Below are 19,449 nucleotides of genomic sequence, written 5' to 3'. Positions count from 1 at the left end.
GTTATAAATTATTTATCGAACAAAGTTAAACAAATTAATGTTTAAAATGACGAGTTCCTGTAAATACCATTGCAAGATTATTTTCATTGCAATAATTTATACTTAATTCGTCTTTAATCGAACCTCCAGGCTGAATTACAGCAGTTATTCCTGCTTTTTTAGCCAATTCTACACAATCCGGAAATGGGAAAAATGCATCACTTGCCATCGAAGCTCCATTTAAATCAAATCCAAAAGCTTTTGCTTTGTCAACAGCTTGAATTAAAGCGTCAACTCTTGAAGTCTGACCTGTACCTGATGAAATCAATGTTCCGTTTTTAGCAAATACAATAGTGTTTGATTTTGTATTCTTGCAGATTTTAGAAGCAAAGATCAAATCTTCGATCTCTTGAGCAGTAGGTTCTGTAATTGTAACGGTTTTTAAATGCTCTTTATTATCCGTAATATTATTTCTGTCCTGAATTAACAAACCATTAAGACAAGTTCTTACTTGGCGAGCTGGTAATTCTACTTCATTCTGAACTAGAATAATACGATTTTTCTTCTCTTGTAAAACTGTAACTGCTTCATCGTCATAAGCTGGAGCGATTACAACTTCACAAAATAGTTTATTGATTTCTTGCGCTGTCTCTAAATCAATTTTAACATTTGAAATTAAAACACCTCCAAAAGCAGAAGTAGGATCGCAAGCTAAAGCTGCTAAATAAGCTTCGCTGATCGTTTTTCTAGAAGCCAATCCGCAAGCATTGTTGTGTTTCAAAATCGCGAACGTTGGCCCGTCAGTTTTAAATTCAGCAATTAAATTAACTGCAGCATCAACATCTAGTAAATTGTTGTATGACAATTCTTTTCCGTGAAGTTTTTGGAACATTGCATCAAAATCTCCAAAGAAAAATCCTTTTTGGTGAGGGTTTTCACCATATCTTAAAACTTGACCATTTGCAATGCTTTCTTTGTAAATAGTCTCATCTGTATTGAAATAATTAAAAATAGCTCCATCATAGTGAGATGAAACGTGGAATGCTTTAGTAGCAAACAATCTTCTATTTTCTAAAGTTGTTGCTCCATTTTGCTCTGTAATCAAATCTAAAAGTAAACTGTACTCGTTAACAGAAGCTACAATTACAGTGTCTTTGAAATTTTTTGCACCAGCACGAATTAATGAAATACCACCGATATCAATTTTTTCAATAATATCTTGTTCGCTTGCTCCAGAAGCAACTGTTTTTTCAAAAGGATATAAATCAACAATTACTAAATCGATTTGAGGAATATCAAATTCCTTCATTTGCTGAACATCGCTTTCATTATCTTGACGATTTAAGATACCGCCAAAGATTTTTGGATGTAAAGTTTTTACTCTTCCGCCTAAAATTTCAGGAAAAGAAGTGATATCTTCAACAGGAACTACCGGAATACCAAGGTTTTTGATGAAGTCTTCAGTTCCTCCAGTTGAATAAAGTGTTACATTTTGTTCGTGTAATTTTCTAACAATTGGTTCTAATCCATCTTTAGAAAAAACAGAAATTAATGCCGATTGTATTTTTTTAGTTGTGCTCATTGTGTAGTTATGATTTTCAGACTGCAAAAGTAGTTTTTTTATATATTATTTTAAAGTAATTAGTGTAACAATATGCTAAAAAAATCTACTGATGAGTAAGTTAACTTTTATTAGTTTTTTAAATTTAAATTATTGAATTTTACTTTATTGAAAAATACAAAAATATGATCGTTTATCTAAGATTATTAAAAGAAAGCCTGAGCTTCGCCATCAATGCTTTACGAAATAATAAATTGCGTACCTTATTGTCGCTTTTAGGCGTTACGATTGGTATTTTTTCAATTATCGCTGTTTTGGCTGCGGTTGACTCTTTAGATAAAAAAATCACTAAAGATTTGAGCAGTTTAGATAAAAATACAATTTATTTAATGAAATTCAGCTTTGGGCCGTCTGAAATTCCACAATGGAAAAGAGAACAGTTTCCAAATGTAAAATATGATGAGTATGTCGGGCTTAAAAATTCGATGAACGACACCGATCAAGTGGGGTATCAGCTTTTTGTAAATAGAGAAAGTTTAAAGTATGATTCTAAAACAGTCAGCGATGTCAATATTATTCCAGCGTCAAGCGAAATGGTCGATATTGACGGTGTGAGTTTTGATAAAGGCAGATTTTACAACGAATCAGAATCGAACTCTGGAACAGCTGTTATTGTTCTGGGTTACGATATTGCTGATGGACTTTTCGGAACAAGTGACCCGATTGGTAAGAACATCCGTCTCTACGGACAGCGATTTACAGTTATTGGTGTAATGGCAAAACAAGGAGCAGGATTTTTTGGAGACAGTAACGATACTTCGGTTTATATTCCAGCTAATTTTTTAAGAAGAATGTACGGTGACAGCGATGCAATGACGCCTGTAATTGTTTTGAAACCCGAAAAAGGAGTTGATATGGATGCGTACAAAGCGCAAATTGCCCAGAAACTTCGAGCAATCCGCGGAATGAAAGCAGGTGAAATGGATAATTTCTTTATAAATGTGCTTTCTGGATTTACTGATTTTATTGATGGAATTTTAGGACAGATGAATTTTGTAGGTTGGGTGATCAGCGGATTTTCTCTTTTGGTTGGCGGTTTCGGAATTGCCAATATTATGTTTGTTTCGGTGAAAGAAAGAACCAATCTTATCGGAATTCAAAAATCATTGGGAGCAAAAAATAAATTTATCTTATTCCAATTTTTGTTTGAAGCTGTAATTCTTTCTGTAATTGGAGGAATAATAGGTCTTTTAATGGTTTGGGGAATTGCTTTTGCCTTAACTAAATTGCTTGACTTCGAATTTGTCCTTAGTTTAGGGAATATTATTTTAGGAACGGGTTTAGCAGCGCTTATTGGCTTAATTTCGGGGATTTTACCCGCAATTTCGGCGGCAAATTTAGATCCTGTTGAAGCAATTCGAACAGGAATGTAATATTGCTTTTGTGTTATTTTACTGTAAATTTTGTTGGGTCGGAATAATTAGATAATTTTGATAGGTTAAGAACTTAAACCATTAAACAAATGAGCTTTAACCTTAGATCTGTCGATACTGTTGAGTCTATTTCTAGAGAAGATTTCAAAAGAAATTATTTAGACAAAAAGAAGCCCTTAATTATAAAAGGACTTACCAATGACTGGCCTGCAAGGGAGAAATGGTCGACAGAATATTTTAAGGAAATTGCTGGAGAAATTGAGGTGAAATTGGTTGATAATTCTAAAGCTGATCCCTCAAAAGTAATTAATGCTTCAATTGCCAGTATGAAATTTGGCGAATACTTAGATCTTATAAAAAGAGAGCCAACGCAACTGCGTATTTTTTTCTTCAATCTTTTTAAACACAGGCCAGAACTTATTAATGATGTAAAAGTTCCAAAAGAATTAATGGGAGGTTTTATAGAAAGCATGCCTGCAATGTTTTTTGGAGGTTCTAAGGCTATTACGTTTCTACATTACGATATTGATCTGCCGCATTTATTTCACACTCATTTTGGAGGCAGAAAACATATTATCTTATTTGATAATAAATGGAAAAAAAGATTGTATTGTATTCCAAACACAACTTACGCTTTAGAAGATTACGATGTAGCTAATCCTGATTTTGAAAAATTTCCAGCCTTAAAAGGAGTAGAGGGGTATGAAGTTTTCTTAGAACATGGCGATACTTTATTCATGCCGACAGGAATGTGGCATTGGATGCGTTATATAGATGGTTCTTTTTCGCTAACACTTCGTGCGTGGGATCAATCTGTATCCCGAAAAATAGCCAGCGTATGGAGTTTATTTATGCACGGCGCGGTAGATAGTGGTATAAAAGTGGTTTTTAGAAAACGTTATGCTGTTTGGCGCGAAAAATTAGCTTATAAAATTGCGGAAAAAGAATTAAAAAGAGATTTGAAGAAAGCGAGTTAAAATTCCGTAGGAATGAAATATTTTGTAGCAACGGAATTTATTCCGTTGAAAAATGAATTTCCCGCATCTGATAAAGTTCCGTAGGAACGTCATATATTATTTACTTTGTAATTCGGGCTTAATAAATGGAAATGTTATTCTTTTTTTATCCCATTTAATTTTTTTTGAATTATAAGATAGGTTTTCTTTCTTGTATTTTAAAACAGTATCTTCTTCTTGGGTTGTTCTTCGCATGAAATAAAGATCTCTTTCTTTTGATGAAGACTTAAGTGCGCTAACTAAATCAAAATAAACTTTCGTTTTTAAAGTGTCTAGTTTTGAAGAGATAAAAGTCATGTTTCGATAATGGTCTTTGTAGTTCGATTTTATAAAACTAGAAATAGAATTAGCTGGTATTTGAGTTAAGTCTTTAGGTTGTAAGTTTATAAAATATGGAATTGTATCACCTCTTTCCCAATTTCCACAAATGTGGCCAACGTCACCTCTTTTGAAATAATACATTGTTGAATCAGAATCTATTATAAAAGTATTTGTTCCATAAACTAAAAAGCCTGGAATCTGTGGTGGTGGAATGGTGTCTCCATTTATAATTTGTCTGTTGTTTTCCTGAGAAATAATATAAGGTTTGTTTTTAATAATAATCTTTTCTTCTTTTTTTTTGCAATTCAAAAGAAGCAAACAAATCATAAAACCAATAAAAATTCTAGCCATAGAGAATCAGATTTAAAATAAAGATATAAAAAAATTCCACGAAGTAATTTCCTAAAATTTACTTGTGTTATTTACTAGGGAACTTAATTTTTGTTCGATCCCATTTAATAGAATCAGAGTAATAGTAATTACTATTAGTTTTGTATTTTAAAACAGTATCTTCTTCTTGTGTGGTTCTCCTTATGTAGTAAGTTTGTATGATGTTGCTTTTTAAAAAATCCAAAAAGTAAGGATTTTTAATTGTATCGCTTTGTGAGCCTATTACTAAAATTTGTCTCCTTTTCTCTTTTGTCAAAATATTTTCCGAAAGAAAATCATTTAAGTTCTTTTGAGGGATTCTAACAATGTCTTTTGGCTCTAAATTTAAAAAATGGGGAAGAGTATCATTTTCACTTCCGTAACTGCAAAAATTCAAAAAGTATCTTTTCTGATAAAAATAAAGATTGCCTTTTTTGTCAATTAATAATTGGCTTTCTCCATAGAAAAATCCTTTTGTTGATGGAGGCGGTACTGCTGATGAATCGTAATATTTTTGAAGCATTTCATTTTCATAAGAGATTATGTAAGGTTTGTTTTTAGTAACAGCTTTTTCTTCTTTTTTAGCACAATTCAAAAGAAGCAAACAAATCATTATGCCAATAAAAATTCTAGCCATAGAGAATCAGATTTAAAATAAAGATATAAAAAAACAGGAAGTAAATTATGTGTGATTTCGTTTTCTAGATTTGGAAAACCCTGCAGTAGAAACTTAAATAACCTTACATTACTTATATGGTTAAAAACAAAAAAAATCCCAAGAAACAATTTTTCTTGGGATTTTCTATTTTGAATAGTTTTAAAACTATCGAATATCATTATTTTGAATCAAATCGATATATAAGTTGATCTTATCTTTCAATTCTTTTCTAGGCGTGATAAAGTCTAAGAAACCGTGCTCTAAAAGAAACTCAGCAGTTTGGAAACCTTCTGGTAAATCTTTTCCTGTAGTATCACGTACAACACGCGGACCAGCAAAACCAATCAAAGCACCTGGCTCAGAGATGTTGATGTCTCCTAACATAGCGTAAGATGCAGTTGTTCCTCCAGTTGTTGGATCTGTACAAAGAGAGATGTAAGGCAATTTAGCTTCAGCTAATTGAGCTAGTTTTACAGAAGTTTTTGCCAATTGCATAAGCGAATAAGCAGCTTCCATCATACGAGCTCCACCAGATTTAGAAATCATTACAAAAGGCAATTTGTTTTTGATCGCGTGATCAATACCTCTTGCGATTTTTTCTCCTACTACTGCTCCCATAGATCCACCGATAAAAGCAAAATCCATACAGCAGATTACAAGTTCTCTTCCTTTAGATTTTCCTACTCCCGTACGTACAGCGTCTTTAAGGTGAGTTTTTTCCATTACATCTTTCAAACGATCTGCATATTTTTTTGTATCCACAAAATGCAGAGGATCTTTAGAAGTCATGTTTTTGTCTAACTCAACAAATTCGTTGTTGTCGAATAAAATTTCAAAATAGGTTGCGCTTCCAATTCGAACATGAAAATCATCTTCAGGGCTTACGAATAAATTTCTTGCTAATTCGTCAGCATCAATAATTTTTCCAGTAGGAGATTTGTACCACAATCCTTTCGGAACGTCCATCTTATCTTCTGTAGCGGTCGTAATCCCTTTTTCTTGTCTTTTAAACCAAGCCATTTCTTTAGTATTCAGTGTTCAGTAATAAAAATTTCAGTGTTCAGTGGTATTCAGTTTTAAGCATTCAAAACAGAACGCTTAAAACTGTAAACTGAATACTTTTATTATAACGTGTTAACGTTATTTAAGTCAGCAAAAGCTTGCTCCAATCTTGCGTTGAATGTAACTTCGCTTTCACGTACCCATCTTCTTGGGTCGTAGTATTTTTTGTTAGGAACATCAGCACCTTCTGGGTTACCGATTTGTGATTTTAAATAGTCAAGATTTTTAACCATATAATCGCGAATTCCTTCAGTGTATGCAAATTGTAAATCTGTATCAATGTTCATTTTGATAACTCCGTAGCTAATTCCTTCTCTGATTTCTTCAAGAGTAGAACCTGAACCTCCGTGGAAAACGAAATCAACTGGATTGTGTCCTGTGTTGAATTTGTTTTGTACGAAATCTTGAGAGTTCTTTAGGATTTTTGGAGTTAATTTTACGTTTCCTGGTTTGTAAACACCGTGAACGTTTCCGAAAGCAGCAGCAATTGTAAACTTAGGGCTCACTTTAGAAAGTTCTTCGTAAGCGTAAGCTACTTCTTCTGGCTGAGTATATAATTTTGAGCTGTCAACATCAGAGTTGTCAACACCATCTTCTTCACCACCTGTAATACCAAGTTCGATTTCCAATGTCATGCCCATTTTGCTCATTCTAGCTAAATATTCTTTACAGATCTCGATGTTTTCTTCGATTGGCTCCTCAGACAAATCGATCATGTGAGAACTGAATAATGGTTTTCCTGTTTCTGCGAAGTGTTTTTCAGAAGCATCTAATAAACCATCAATCCAAGGTAAAAGTTTTTTTGCACAGTGGTCAGTGTGTAAGATTACAGTTGCACCATAAGCTTCTGCCAAAGTATGAATATGTTTTGCTCCCGCGATTCCTCCTGCGATAGCTGCTTTTTCACCTGCATTTGATAATCCTTTTCCAGCGTTGAATTGTGCTCCACCGTTAGAAAATTGAATGATAACTGGCGCGTTTAGTTTTGCTGCAGTTTCAAGAACTCCGTTAATTGTGCTAGATCCAGTAACGTTTACTGCTGGAAGAGCAAAACCCTTCTCTTTCGCATAATTAAAGATCTCTTGAACTTGATCTCCTGTAGCTACTCCTGGTTTAATGTTGTGTGCCATTGTACTTTTTTTTATAGTTGTTTTTAGTTTTTAGGTTGCAAAAATAAGAATTAATTAGCATTAGAACGGATAATTTATACCAAAATTTAAAACCGAGTGCCCAAAATTGTATTCTTTAAACCATCGGTCTCCCTTCTCATGCGCCGGATTATAAGTCTTAAAGCCTAAATCTAAACGAATCACAAAAAAGCTCAAATCATATCTTAAACCGAATCCGGTACCCACAGCAATTTCTTCTAAATCGTTTAAGTTGTCAAATCTTGCCTTCGGATCTATGACATTATCGAGCACATTCCAGATATTTCCGGCATCTGCAAAGAGCGCACCTTTAACATCGCCAAAAATTTTAAATCGATATTCGATACTAGCAGCAATTTTCATATTGGCCTCATTAAAGTCATTTACGGCATTCGTACTTCCCGGCCCTAAAGCATAAGGTTGCCAAGCACGGTTGTCATTGGAACCTCCACCATAATAGCTTCGAGAAAACGGAATGTAGTTTGAATTTCCAAACGGAATCGCAATTCCGAAGAAGCTTCTTACGGCTAATACTTTTTCTTTTCCAAAGTCCCAGTGTTTGATGTAATCAAATTCAGTTTTAATATATTCTGAATATTCTAAATTGAAGATCTCATAGTTTCCTCTTGCATTCTTTGGAAGATTTCCAATCTCAGAAACTGCAGACAGCAAGGTTCCTGCTGACTCGATTTTTGTTCTAAATTGATAGAAATTATTATCAGCCAAATCCTTTTTTGTTGTTTTCGTAAAAGAATAGCTTGTCGCCAGAATGAAATCATTTTCAGTCAGACGGACTCTTCTTTCTTCGATGCTTTCCACTTCTTGGTATTGGGAATCTGCAGGAGTTAAGGCTGTTTGTCCAGTCAATACTTCTCTCGTAAATCCCGTTGTTCCTGTAGGTATAGTTAAATCTTTTCTCTCTTGTTCATCTGGTGTAGTTCCCCAGTTAGAAGGATTAGTATTGTAATCTTTTCCAATTCCATTCAAATCATCATAAGAAGAAGTATAAACTCTAAAATAATTATCTGGATTTAAGTTACGGACAAACTGTGCGTTTAACAATTCCAGTTTTGCCGTGTTATGACGTTTTGGAGTCCAGTTGTATGAAATACCTCCTGTGAAGTTTTCTTTGTCTAGACCAATATTTCGCTGTTTTGAAAAACCAGACGACACAGAAGTGTACGGAATCATACTCTTGGGAATGATTTTTTCTGTTCCAAAGGGCAGTAAAATTCTCGGGAAATTCAGTTTTAAATCTAAACCATATTCAGAAACGTTAAAGAAATTATCGTTCGGATTGGCCATATCTCTGGATGAACCCACGTTTAAACGAGCCGAAATTTCTAAAGTTTCTGCACGGTTAAACACATTTCGAATAGTCTCAGAAACACTGGCTCCAATTCCGAAATCCTGAATATTAGAATGCGTTACGTCAAGAGTGGCCCCAAAGCTGTATTTCTTTCTTGGCGTTAGATAAACATTCGCAATAAGAGATTGGGCTGTAGAATCTCTTTTGTCAACTTCATATTGAATAGAAGGATAATTGAAAATTCTTAAATTATTTAAATATCGAGAAGATAGAGTAGTTCTAAAGTCCGCAAAAGTGCTTCCTTTTGTAATGAAAATAGCATCTGTAATAGCACGCGGTCTGTACTTTAAAGTCTTGTAACTGTATAGATTAAAATTATTGTACGTTACACTGTCTGTTGGTTTTTTCTTAGCATTTGCTGCAGAATAATCGGTGTAGATATTTACATCGCTAATCTTATACAATTTAAAAGGTTCTGTACGGCTAGAATCTCTTTCTTGAATACTATTGTTATTGATAATTAAGGTAACATCTGCTTTGGCTTTTTTACCGATAGTGTCAATGTCAAAAGTTACATAAGTAGGCTGAAAATAGTAAGCCCCATGATTTCTGAAATAGGTTGTAATACGGTTTTTTTCTTCTTCAAAATCTGAAGTTTTATATTGATTTCCAGACTTTAATAAAGAAGGATCATTATTAGTTTGATATAATGAGTCTAATGCCGGAGTCATTATTTTGGTTCTGATGGTATCCAGTTTATAAGCCGGTCCAGTAGTAATATTATAATTAATTGCGGCTCTCTTTTTTCCCACCGTATCAATAGTATAATCGGTTTGAACATTAAAAAAGCCATTATTGAAATAATAGTATTTTAAGCGTAATAATGATTTTTTAGTCTTTGAAGTGTCAATTATAACAGGCGGTTCACCAGTATTTTTTAGAAATTCATGAATCCCTTTATAATAAAAAGACTGTCCCAAACGATCTACTTGCTTTGCAGAAAATATTTTAGACATACGCTCATACTTTCCAGGATTGTTTTTAAATTTTGCCTGATAAGTAGAATCTGGATTTAAATTGGCTAAATTGTATAAATTTAATCGAAGTTTGTAACCTAATAATTTACCATTTGGTTTTTGGTACATTTGGTTAGAAGCCGTTTCATCGTTTGTTGATTTTCCGTTAACCAAAATATTATTTTTTACAAGAAGGTTTTTTCCATCGGGAACTCTTTTTACGGCATTACAAGCGCAAATTAATATTGCAATTAGAAGAAATGCTATTATTTTTGTGGAATTATTTTTCAAGTGTTTTTTAATATTTAATTCAAAAGTACATTATTTTATGGTTAGTAAAAACCAAATAAAGCTTATCTCAGGTTTACATCAAAAAAAGCAGCGTTTTGCTAATCAATTATTTTTTGCTGAAGGAGTAAAAGTAATTCAAGAATTGCTGCAATCCAATTTTGAATTAGAACATTTATACACAACATTAAATGATTTTGAAGCAGTTGATGCTTCAAAACGAACGCTTATTAGTGATCAAGAACTGAAAAAAATAAGTGCTTTGTCGACTCCAAATTCTTGCCTGGCAGTTTTTAAAATTCCAGCCGAAAAGAAAATAATCGATTCGGGTTTAATTTTAGCGTTAGACGATATTAGAGATCCCGGGAATTTAGGAACTATTTTGCGTCTTTGCGATTGGTTTGGTATTAAGCAGATTGTCTGTTCTAAAGAAACAGTAGATATTTATAATCCGAAAGTGGTACAAGCTACAATGGGGTCTATCACCAGAGTAAATGTAAGTTATGTTGATTTAAAAATCTATCTTGCTCAAACTAAACTGCCTGTTTTTGGAACTTTTATGGATGGGGAAAATATTTATCAATCTCAATTACCGCAGGAAGGAATCATTATTATGGGTAATGAAGCCAACGGTATTTCAGAAGAAATCGAAAAAATAGTAACCGATCGTCTAACAATTCCTAGATTTGGAGAGCTGCAAAAAACAGAAAGTTTAAATGTAGCTACTGCAACAGCAATTATTCTTAGTGAATTTAAACGAAATAGTTGATATTTTGTTTTAGTGGAAAGTGAAATTTATTAAAATCGCTCTAGATTTCATCGAATCGATATTATCTGTCCACGGACTTGGTCCATTTATTGGCTTATCGCGAATTAATTCATCTGTAATTCCAAACATTCCTCTTACAGAAGGAGAGAAGATGAAATATTCTGTAAAGAAGTCAATTCCAAAACCTATTTCATAGGCAGCTGTCCATTGTTTTACTCTAAATTTTCCTTCAAAGTTGTCATCTGAAGATTTAGAATTACTAGACAAGTTTAAAGTGGTAGACATTCCTCCAACTAAATAAGGGCGGACATTTCCAGTTCTTAAAGCTGAAAATTTTACCAATAAAGGGAAATGAATATAAGTACTGTTTACTTCTCTTAAATAGTCGCTTTCTGAAGTTCCAACGCCAGGAAAATACAAATCTCGTTTAGTATAATACAAACCTGGCTCAAAACGAAGATTGATGTATTCTTGAAGTCTTAAATCGGCTACAACACCAACATTAAAACCAGTAGTTTTTTTAACCTGAATGTCTTCCTGTACAGGATTTTTGTAATCAAATTTAAAGTCAAAACTATTAAATCCTAAATAGTAACCAAAGTAAACACGCTGTTTCTGCCAGTTTTCTAGGTTAATAATTGGGTCTTTGCTAAACATGTTTTTAGCAAATTGAGAATGTCCTTTTGTCGTTAAGACCAGTAAAAATAAGATTACAACTTTTTTCATACTATTTTTTAGATGCAGAATAAATTGTTGCGACACCAAAAGTTTGGGGCATTGCCACAACATCTATAAACCCAGTTTTTCGCAAAATATTGTTCAAGGCTTCACCATAAGGAAAAGCAGCAGCAGATTCAGATAAATAACCATAGGCATCATTATCTTTAGAAAATAATTTTCCGATTAACGGAAGGATGTTTTTGCTGTAAAAATTGTAACCTTGTTTATAAGGAAATTTATCAGGAACAGAAGTTTCTAGTATAACAAACACTCCATTTGGTTTTAGAACTCGTAAGATTTCTGCAAAACCTTTTTCTAGGTTTTCAAAATTTCTTACCCCAAAACCTACTGTAATCGCATCAAAATGATTGTCTTCAAATGGCATGTTTTCAGAATCGCCTAAAACAAGCTCGATAACATTAGAAAGTTTTTTCTCTTCTACTTTCTTTTTTCCCACTTCCAGCATTCCAGCAGAAATGTCCAAACCAATAATTTTTTCAGCATTAGTCTGCGCCATCAAAATGGCTAAGTCGCCAGTTCCTGTTGCAATATCCAAAATAACTTTTGGTTTTTTGTCTGATACTATCTTTAATACTTTTTTACGCCATTTAACGTCAATACCAAAAGAAATTACGCGATTCAAATTATCGTAATTCCCAGAAATGGTGTCAAACATTTGGGTTACTTGCTCTTTTTTACCTAGTGAAGAGTCTTTATACGGAGTTACTTTTTCAGACATTTTTTTTATTTAGGCAAATATAAACAATCTAGATTAACTGTAATTGAGTTTTTTAATTTGTCAAATAAATGTTTTGCAGTGTTTGTTTTAAAACACAATATAAAGGTATTTCGGCCATCCCTAAATCTAGGTATTTTGCCAAAATCCCTAAATCTTGGTATTGTCTAATGATTGTATTATGAGCAACTTTGCTAAAGTAAAAATGATTAAAGTTTTAATAATTGATGTCGCTGTGACTTAAACAAATGATTACTTTTTTTGCGCTGGTAAATCATTTGTTCTTGAAGAAATTTTGTAAAGTATTGTTCTTGGGGGGAAATACTATATTTAAGTGCAAAGTACGTTCTTAGGATTAAATTTGTTTTTGGAAATTTTAATTTTCTGCCTTTAATATCTTAGTGGTATTTGTTATTAAAGGCGTTTTTGAGATTTAGGTCTCAAATAACATTAAATGTTATTCAGTTTTTACAGATGTTCTTAACATTTGTGATTTTTAACAAAAAATTTTTCTTGAGCGAGTTAGGCTTCAGTTCAGTTGTTTTAAAAACATCCTCCCTAAAAAGAGGATGTTTTTTATTTATTTTCTAATGTAAGTTTCGTAAGTGTAATCGTAAAGATGCTTTTCGTCTTTAAAATTTTCTTCAGATTCCACTAAAACCCATTCGCTTTTATTGATTTTAGGAAAAAAAGCATCAGCATCAAAAGAATGATGCACTTTTGTCAATTCGATAATATCGGTAAATGGAAGGCCAAGATTGTAAATTTCTCCGCCGCCTATAATGTAGCTGTCATCGTTTTCAGGACAAATTGCAATTGCTTTTTCAATACTGTCTACTACAATGCACCCTTCTGGTTTGTAATTTTCTTGTCGCGAAATGACAATGTGAACACGATCTGGTAATGGTTTAGGGAAACTTTCAAAAGTTTTTCTTCCCATAATAATATGATGGCCAGTAGTAAGCGATTTAAATCTTTTAAAATCATTTGGCAAATGCCATACTAATTCGTTGTTTTTTCCAAGCGCATTATTTTCGGCTGCTGCCGCTATCATTATAATCATGGTATGCTAACTAAATTTTATTTTCATTCTCTTCATTAATAGAAGATTCAAGCTGACTAATTCTTTTTTGCTGTAAAGCAACAAGTCTGTCAATTTGTTCTCTTTCCCATTTTTTATTCATAAAACGGTCGGTTATGTAAACTTTTATAAAGTGCAGAATAAAAAGGAAAAGCCAGATTGTAATACCCCAGATGCACCAATTTTGAGTTGTGCCTTCTCCGAAACCAAAAAATCTATTGGCAACAAATAAAAATAAACTTCCTAACAGGAAAAGAACAAAGTGAAAATATAAGACTTTTTTTTGTCTTAAGCGGCGTCTAGCGTATTCGTACTGTTCGTGTGCTTCTTTTTCCATAAGATAAAAATCAGATCATAAAGTTAAAATTTATTTTCGAAAGTCACTATTTTGGATGGGGAATATTTCCTTTTAAATGTTATAGGAATTTGAAAAACAAAATTTTAACAGCTTTAAATTATAGATAAAGCGAAAATGATATGCTGTTTTTGGAATTATCATAAATCGGTTCAGGTAGTAACTGGAGTTTCGCTGAATTTAATTAATTTTAGATGTATAAATCTAAAAACGAAATAGTTATGTCTTTAAAGAAACAATTTGTGAAAACGAAGCCTGTATGTAAAGTTACGTTTTCAATAGATGCTAAAGATGCAGATTCGGCTGCTGTTGTTGGAGATTTCAATAATTGGAATGCCGAAGAAGGCGCTTTGAGTAAATTGAAAAATGGAACGTTTAAAGCAACTTATGACTTGGTTAAAGATGCTATATACGAATTTAAGTATCTGGTTGACGGGAATTATGTAAATGACCCAGAAGCCGATTCTTATAAATGGAATGATTTTGCTGGAAGTGAAAACAGTGTTTTAATTGTATAAAAAAATCCGCTTTAATTTAAAGCGGATTTTTTGTTTTATACAGCGACACTTCCTTTTATAGCAGGATGCGGATCGTAGTCAATAAGTGTGAAATCACCATAATCAAAATCAAAAATGTTTTTAATCTCTGGATTTAAAATCATTTTTGGTAATGGTTTTGGTTCTCTCGTAAGCTGCAACTCTAATTGCTCAAAATGATTGTTGTAGATATGCGCATCGCCAAAAGTGTGAATAAATTCGCCTGGTTCTAAATCACATACTTGTGCAATCATCATGGTAAGCAATGCATAAGAAGCAATATTAAAAGGAACTCCCAAAAAGATATCGGCGCTTCGCTGATACAATTGACAAGAAAGTTTTCCTTTTGTTTCGCCTTTTTCTAGGTCTGGACTTGCCACATAAAATTGAAAAAAGGCATGGCATGGAGGCAATGCTGCTTTGTTGTTGGCAACATTTTCCTCAAAAGACTTTTTGGTATCTGGCAGAACGGAAGGATTCCAAGCCGAAACAAGCATTCTTCTGCTGTTTGGGTTTGTTTTCAATTCTGTAATTAATTCAGAAATCTGATCGATTTCTTCGCTGTTCCAGTTACGCCATTGATGTCCGTAAACAGGTCCTAAATCTCCATTAGAATCTGCCCATTCATCCCATATTTTTACTCCGTTTTCTTGAAGATATTTAATATTGGTATCTCCTTTTAAAAACCAAAGCAATTCGTAAATGATGGATTTTAAATGAAGTTTTTTTGTTGTAACCATTGGGAAACCTTCACTTAAATCAAAACGCATTTGGTAGCCAAAAACACTTTTTGTTCCAGTTCCTGTTCGGTCTCCTTTTTGATTGCCGTTTTCTAAAACGTGTTTTACTAAATCTAAGTATTGTTTCATTTGATAAAATCTAAATATTAATCTGAAATCTAAAATCTACAATTGAGATTTTATCGTCTAGAGATTTCGTCTCTAATTTTGGCTGCTTTTTCGTAGTCTTCCTGAGAAACAGCTTGATCCAAAAGTTCGTTTAATTCTTGCAAAGAATGTTTTGCGTATACATCTCCAGACTGATTACTTTCTTCTTCGTGTCCGAAAGTTTCAGGATTCGAAAGAACATCATCAATTTCCTGAGCTCCAGAATCTGTTTCGGCAGTGTTTGATTTTAGGTAAATACCTGCTTTATCTAAGATGTTTTTATAAGTGAAAATAGGAGCGTTAAAACGTAATGCCAAAGCAATAGCATCTGAAGTTCTAGCGTCGATAATTTCTTCGATTTTATCTCTTTCGCAGATTAAGCTTGAATAAAAAACGCCGTCGACTAATTTGTGAATGATAACTTGTTTCACCACGATATCAAATCTTTCAGCAAAATTTTTGAATAAATCGTGAGTTAAAGGACGTGGCGGTTTTATTTCTTTTTCTAAAGCAATAGCGATTGACTGGGCTTCAAAAGCGCCAATAACAATAGGTAGTTTTCTTTCGCCATCGACTTCATTCAAAATTAAGGCATAAGCGCCATTTTGAGTTTGACTGTATGAAATTCCTTTTATGGATAATTTTACTAGACTCATATATGTTTGTAAAAAAGGCACTTAGCGCCTTATTTTAATACTGTTTTTGATTAGAAAATAAAGCTGCAATTTTAATCAAAAAATATGGAACAAAAAAGCTGCCTATAAACAAAGATACAACATCTTGTTTTTAGGCAGCAATATTTTTAAAGAGAATTCTTTGTATTAAGAATGCTGAGCTTTGAAAGCTTTTAATTTCTCTGTTAGTTGAGGTACAATTTCGAAAGCATCTCCAACAACACCATAATCAGCAACTTTAAAGAAAGGAGCTTCTGGATCGTTATTGATTACCACTTTCACTTTAGAAGAGTTAATACCTGCAATATGCTGGATTGCTCCAGAAATACCTACAGCAATGTATAAGTTAGTTGCAACCGGTTTTCCAGTTTGTCCAACGTGCTCGCTGTGAGGTCTCCATCCTAAATCTGAAACCGGTTTAGAACAAGCAGTTGCAGCACCAAGAACTGCAGCTAAATCTTCAATTAATCCCCAGTTTTCAGGTCCTTTTAATCCGCGTCCGCCAGAAACTACGATATCAGCATCAGCGATAGAAACTTTTCCAGATACTTTTTCTACAGATTCTACTTTTACTCCAAAATCGTTGTCTCCAATTGTTGGGCTAAAGTCTTCTGCAGCAGCAGCTCCAGCGCTTTCAAAAAGGCCGTAAGAGTTTTTAGCTAAACCAAGAACTTTTACATCTGTACTGATTTCTGTAATGTTGAAAGCTTTGTTTGAGAAAGCATTTCTTTTTACTTGAAATGGAGAAGTGCTAACTGGCAATCCAACCACGTTTGAAGCGAAACCAGCTTGTAAAGCTACCGCAACAAGTGGCGAAAGATAAATACTGTCTGTTGTAGAAGAAAGTAAAACTACTTTTGTTCCTTCTTTTTCAGCAGCTTGTTTGATCACATCAGCGTAAGCTTTTGCATTAAAACCAGCTAATTTATCGTTGCTTACTTTTAAAACTTTATCAACTCCGTATTTTCCTAATTCGCTTACGTCGCTAATGTTTACAGTCAAAGCTGTAACAGTAGTTCCTAATGATTCTGCTACTTTTTTAGCATAAGAAGCTAATTCGAAAGCAACTTTTTTAAATTTTCCTTCTGCAGATTCTGCATATATTAATATTGACATAATAATTTTAGATTTTAGATTTTAGATTTCAGATTTTTTAAAATTGAAACCTAAAATGATTATTGATTTTAGATTTTGAAGTGAATCAAATGTTGATTTAGATTTAGCATTGCGATGAGCAATCTAAAATCTAAACTCTACAATCTTAAATCACTTTAGCCTCGTTGTGTAATAAATTGATTAACTCATCTAAATTATCTGCAGAAACTAATTTTACTGCCGATTTTGGAGCTGGTTTTTCAAATTTCACCGCTTTTGTATTTACAGCAGCATCAACTGGCTCAAGAATAGTAAGCGCTTTAGTTCTAGCTGTCATAATTCCTCTCATGTTCGGGATACGCAAGTCTTTCTCTTCAACAAGACCTTTTTGTCCACCAATAATTAATGGTAAAGTTGTACTTACAGTTTCTTTTCCACCATCAATTTCACGAACTGCTTTTACATTGTTTCCGTCAACTGTTAAAGCTGTACAAGAGTTTAAGAAGTTAGAGCCTAAAATTCCAGCAATCATTCCAGGAACCATTCCTCCGTTATAATCTAAAGATTCTTTACCAGCAATTACTAAATCGTAACCACCGTTTTTAATTACTTCTGCTAATTGTTTTGCAACAAAAAATCCGTCAGTAGGATTTGCATTAACACGAATTGCTTCGTTTGCACCAATTGCCAAAGCTTTACGCAATGTTGGTTCAGTATCAGGACCTCCAACGTTTACAACCGTTACATTTGCCCCTTGTTGTTCTTGGAACCAGATAGCACGTGTAAGACCGAATTCGTCGTTAGGATTAATTACATATTGTACGCCATTAGTGTCAAATTCTGAGTCACCGTTGGTGAAGTTAATTTTTGAAGTAGTATCAGGCACATGGCTGATGCAAACTAGTATTTTCATAAGTATATATTTTGAATTTATAATATGCTTTTACAAATTTAGAATATTATTTGGAATAATTATACTATGCATGCATAATATTTTTTAAAACTATTACGATTTCGCTGATTATGCAGTTTGAAATGAATTTCATCGGAATTTAAAAATGAAAAAACAGCTATTTTGTCTGATTGTTAGGAATTTTGCAATGATTGACGGTTTAGCGGTAAATTAATCTTGTATGATAAATACTAATTTTCGAATTTTTCCGTTCTGATGAATGAATTCTGAAGAAACAAGAATTAAACAAATGAATACAAGTTTGTCTGAAAAATAGTTTTAAGAAAAGTTAAGTGTAAAATATACGTATTATATCGATTTCGTAAATATCACAATAAACTTTAAAAAGTTAAAACCAGAGAACAGATAGAAGTTCATGCGATTTTAAATTCAATTTATGCTTTTAAGTTATTTAAAATATTTATTTTTGCTCTTCAGAAAATTCAACATACAATATAAAATATGAGAACAATACAATTTAGAGAGGCCATTTGCGAAGCGATGAGCGAAGAAATGCGTCGCGATGAATCCATATATTTAATGGGCGAAGAGGTTGCAGAATACAATGGAGCTTACAAGGCTTCAAAAGGAATGCTTGCTGAGTTTGGTGAAAAAAGAGTAATTGATACTCCAATTGCTGAGCTTGGTTTTTCAGGAATTGCTGTAGGTTCAGCAATGAATGGAAACCGCCCAATTGTAGAATATATGACATTCAACTTCTGTTTAGTTGGTATTGATCAAATTATAAACAACGCTGCTAAAATGCGTCAGATGACAGGAGGACAGTTTAATGTGCCTATCGTTTTCCGCGGACCAACAGCTTCTGCTGGTCAATTAGGAGCTACTCACTCACAAGCTTTAGAAAACTGGTTTGCTAATACTCCAGGTCTTAAAGTTGTTGTTCCTTCAACTCCTTACGATGCAAAAGGACTTTTGAAATCGGCTATTCGCGATAATGACCCAGTTATTTTCATGGAGTCTGAGCAAATGTACGGTGACAAAGGTGAAGTACCAGACGGAGAATACACAATTCCTCTAGGAGTTGCTGATATTAAACGTGAAGGAACAGATGTAACTATCGTTTCTTTCGGAAAAATCATCAAAGAAGCTTTTATTGCTGCTGATGAATTAGCTAAAGAAGGAATTTCTTGTGAGATTATCGATTTAAGAACAGTTCGTCCAATGGATAAAGATGCGATTTTAACTTCTGTTAAGAAAACAAATCGTTTAGTAATTCTTGAAGAAGCTTGGCCAGTTGCCAGTCTTTCTTCTGAAATCACTTACCTTGTTCAAGAACAGGCTTTCGATTTCTTAGATGCGCCAATTCAACGTATTACAACTGCAGATACTCCTGCACCTTATTCACCAGTTTTGCTTAAAGAATGGTTGCCAAATGCAGGTGATGTAGTAAAAGCAGTTAAAAAAGTATTATACAAATAATACAAATACATAATACTCATAAAACTTCATCAGACAAACATGGA

The 19,449-nt window shown here is 33.3% G+C and carries 19 protein-coding genes; 5 read left to right on the top strand and 14 right to left on the bottom strand.

The genetic code is table 11. The annotated features are described in order from the left end of the window. Nucleotides 1-34: 34 nt before the first annotated feature. Entirely contained in the window at nt 35-1,561 is a 1,527-nt protein-coding gene (gene purH / locus ACWA1F_RS01030) for a bifunctional phosphoribosylaminoimidazolecarboxamide formyltransferase/IMP cyclohydrolase (RefSeq protein WP_456890897.1), read from the bottom strand. A 164-nt stretch (nt 1,562-1,725) separates the two neighbouring features. Between purH and ACWA1F_RS01025 the strand changes: the two genes are divergently transcribed. Continuing rightward, complete coding sequence (locus ACWA1F_RS01025; protein WP_306155782.1) at nt 1,726-2,973, top strand: ABC transporter permease; 1,248 nt, start codon at nt 1,726-1,728, stop codon at nt 2,971-2,973. Nucleotides 2,974-3,062: 89 nt separating this feature from the next. Beyond that, nucleotides 3,063-3,950 (top strand): cupin-like domain-containing protein, encoded by an 888-nt coding sequence (locus ACWA1F_RS01020; RefSeq protein ID WP_456890895.1) that lies wholly within the window; start codon nt 3,063-3,065, stop codon nt 3,948-3,950. A 96-nt stretch (nt 3,951-4,046) separates the two neighbouring features. Here the strand turns inward: ACWA1F_RS01020 and ACWA1F_RS01015 are convergent, their stop codons facing one another. From ACWA1F_RS01015 to tamL, 5 genes are all read right to left on the bottom strand, one after another. Further along, entirely contained in the window at nt 4,047-4,661 is a 615-nt protein-coding gene (locus ACWA1F_RS01015; RefSeq protein ID WP_456890893.1) for a hypothetical protein, read from the bottom strand. A gap of 67 nt (nt 4,662-4,728) precedes the next feature. Beyond that, nucleotides 4,729-5,316: a hypothetical protein gene (locus ACWA1F_RS01010; protein WP_456890891.1), complete on the bottom strand. Its 588-nt coding sequence runs from the start codon at nt 5,314-5,316 to the stop codon at nt 4,729-4,731. Between the two features lie 186 nt (nt 5,317-5,502). Then, nucleotides 5,503-6,357, bottom strand: a complete 855-nt coding sequence (gene accD / locus ACWA1F_RS01005) for an acetyl-CoA carboxylase, carboxyltransferase subunit beta (RefSeq protein WP_111367748.1) — start codon at nt 6,355-6,357, stop codon at nt 5,503-5,505. A 104-nt stretch (nt 6,358-6,461) separates the two neighbouring features. Continuing rightward, the gene (gene fbaA / locus ACWA1F_RS01000) at nt 6,462-7,529 is read right to left on the bottom strand and encodes a class II fructose-bisphosphate aldolase (RefSeq protein WP_229354528.1); all 1,068 of its coding nucleotides are present in this window, start codon (nt 7,527-7,529) and stop codon (nt 6,462-6,464) included. Between the two features lie 60 nt (nt 7,530-7,589). Beyond that, a complete protein-coding gene (tamL, locus tag ACWA1F_RS00995) occupies nt 7,590-10,163 on the bottom strand; it encodes a translocation and assembly module lipoprotein TamL (protein ID WP_456890887.1) in 2,574 nt (857 codons plus the stop codon). Nucleotides 10,164-10,200: 37 nt separating this feature from the next. Between tamL and ACWA1F_RS00990 the strand changes: the two genes are divergently transcribed. Then, entirely contained in the window at nt 10,201-10,929 is a 729-nt protein-coding gene (locus tag ACWA1F_RS00990) for an RNA methyltransferase (protein WP_456890885.1), read from the top strand. A 9-nt stretch (nt 10,930-10,938) separates the two neighbouring features. On the opposite strand, the gene porT is transcribed toward ACWA1F_RS00990, so the two are convergent. The 4 genes from porT to ACWA1F_RS00970 all read right to left on the bottom strand — a co-directional run bounded on the left by porT (nt 10,939) and on the right by ACWA1F_RS00970 (nt 13,803). After that, on the bottom strand, nt 10,939-11,655 hold the full coding sequence (gene porT, locus ACWA1F_RS00985) for a type IX secretion/gliding motility protein PorT/SprT (protein WP_456890883.1): 717 nt from the start codon (nt 11,653-11,655) through the stop codon (nt 10,939-10,941). 1 nt (nt 11,656) lies between these two features. Beyond that, nucleotides 11,657-12,388: a bifunctional demethylmenaquinone methyltransferase/2-methoxy-6-polyprenyl-1,4-benzoquinol methylase UbiE gene (gene ubiE, locus ACWA1F_RS00980; protein WP_456890881.1), complete on the bottom strand. Its 732-nt coding sequence runs from the start codon at nt 12,386-12,388 to the stop codon at nt 11,657-11,659. 577 nt (nt 12,389-12,965) lie between these two features. Continuing rightward, the gene (locus ACWA1F_RS00975; RefSeq protein ID WP_456890879.1) at nt 12,966-13,448 is read right to left on the bottom strand and encodes a dihydrofolate reductase; all 483 of its coding nucleotides are present in this window, start codon (nt 13,446-13,448) and stop codon (nt 12,966-12,968) included. 10 nt (nt 13,449-13,458) lie between these two features. After that, nucleotides 13,459-13,803: a 2TM domain-containing protein gene (locus tag ACWA1F_RS00970; RefSeq protein ID WP_306155789.1), complete on the bottom strand. Its 345-nt coding sequence runs from the start codon at nt 13,801-13,803 to the stop codon at nt 13,459-13,461. A 239-nt stretch (nt 13,804-14,042) separates the two neighbouring features. Here ACWA1F_RS00970 and ACWA1F_RS00965 point away from each other — a divergent pair, with 239 nt between their 5' ends. Next, on the top strand, nt 14,043-14,339 hold the full coding sequence (locus tag ACWA1F_RS00965; RefSeq protein ID WP_456890877.1) for an isoamylase early set domain-containing protein: 297 nt from the start codon (nt 14,043-14,045) through the stop codon (nt 14,337-14,339). Nucleotides 14,340-14,374: 35 nt separating this feature from the next. Here the strand turns inward: ACWA1F_RS00965 and ACWA1F_RS00960 are convergent, their stop codons facing one another. The 4 genes from ACWA1F_RS00960 to ACWA1F_RS00945 all read right to left on the bottom strand — a co-directional run bounded on the left by ACWA1F_RS00960 (nt 14,375) and on the right by ACWA1F_RS00945 (nt 17,926). After that, nucleotides 14,375-15,226, bottom strand: coding sequence for a thymidylate synthase (locus tag ACWA1F_RS00960; RefSeq protein WP_456890875.1), 852 nt, complete (start codon nt 15,224-15,226; stop codon nt 14,375-14,377). Between the two features lie 50 nt (nt 15,227-15,276). Then, nucleotides 15,277-15,900: a bifunctional nuclease family protein gene (locus ACWA1F_RS00955; protein WP_008466556.1), complete on the bottom strand. Its 624-nt coding sequence runs from the start codon at nt 15,898-15,900 to the stop codon at nt 15,277-15,279. A gap of 165 nt (nt 15,901-16,065) precedes the next feature. Continuing rightward, the gene (locus tag ACWA1F_RS00950; protein WP_456890874.1) at nt 16,066-17,034 is read right to left on the bottom strand and encodes an electron transfer flavoprotein subunit alpha/FixB family protein; all 969 of its coding nucleotides are present in this window, start codon (nt 17,032-17,034) and stop codon (nt 16,066-16,068) included. A gap of 145 nt (nt 17,035-17,179) precedes the next feature. Further along, nucleotides 17,180-17,926: an electron transfer flavoprotein subunit beta/FixA family protein gene (locus ACWA1F_RS00945; RefSeq protein WP_281634704.1), complete on the bottom strand. Its 747-nt coding sequence runs from the start codon at nt 17,924-17,926 to the stop codon at nt 17,180-17,182. 501 nt (nt 17,927-18,427) lie between these two features. Between ACWA1F_RS00945 and ACWA1F_RS00940 the strand changes: the two genes are divergently transcribed. Then, complete coding sequence (locus tag ACWA1F_RS00940; RefSeq protein ID WP_306155794.1) at nt 18,428-19,405, top strand: pyruvate dehydrogenase complex E1 component subunit beta; 978 nt, start codon at nt 18,428-18,430, stop codon at nt 19,403-19,405. The last annotated feature ends 44 nt before the right edge of the window (nt 19,406-19,449 follow it).

It is taken from the genome of Flavobacterium erigeronis (assembly GCF_054075165.1).
This window is presented reverse-complemented; position numbering and strand designations above follow the sequence as displayed.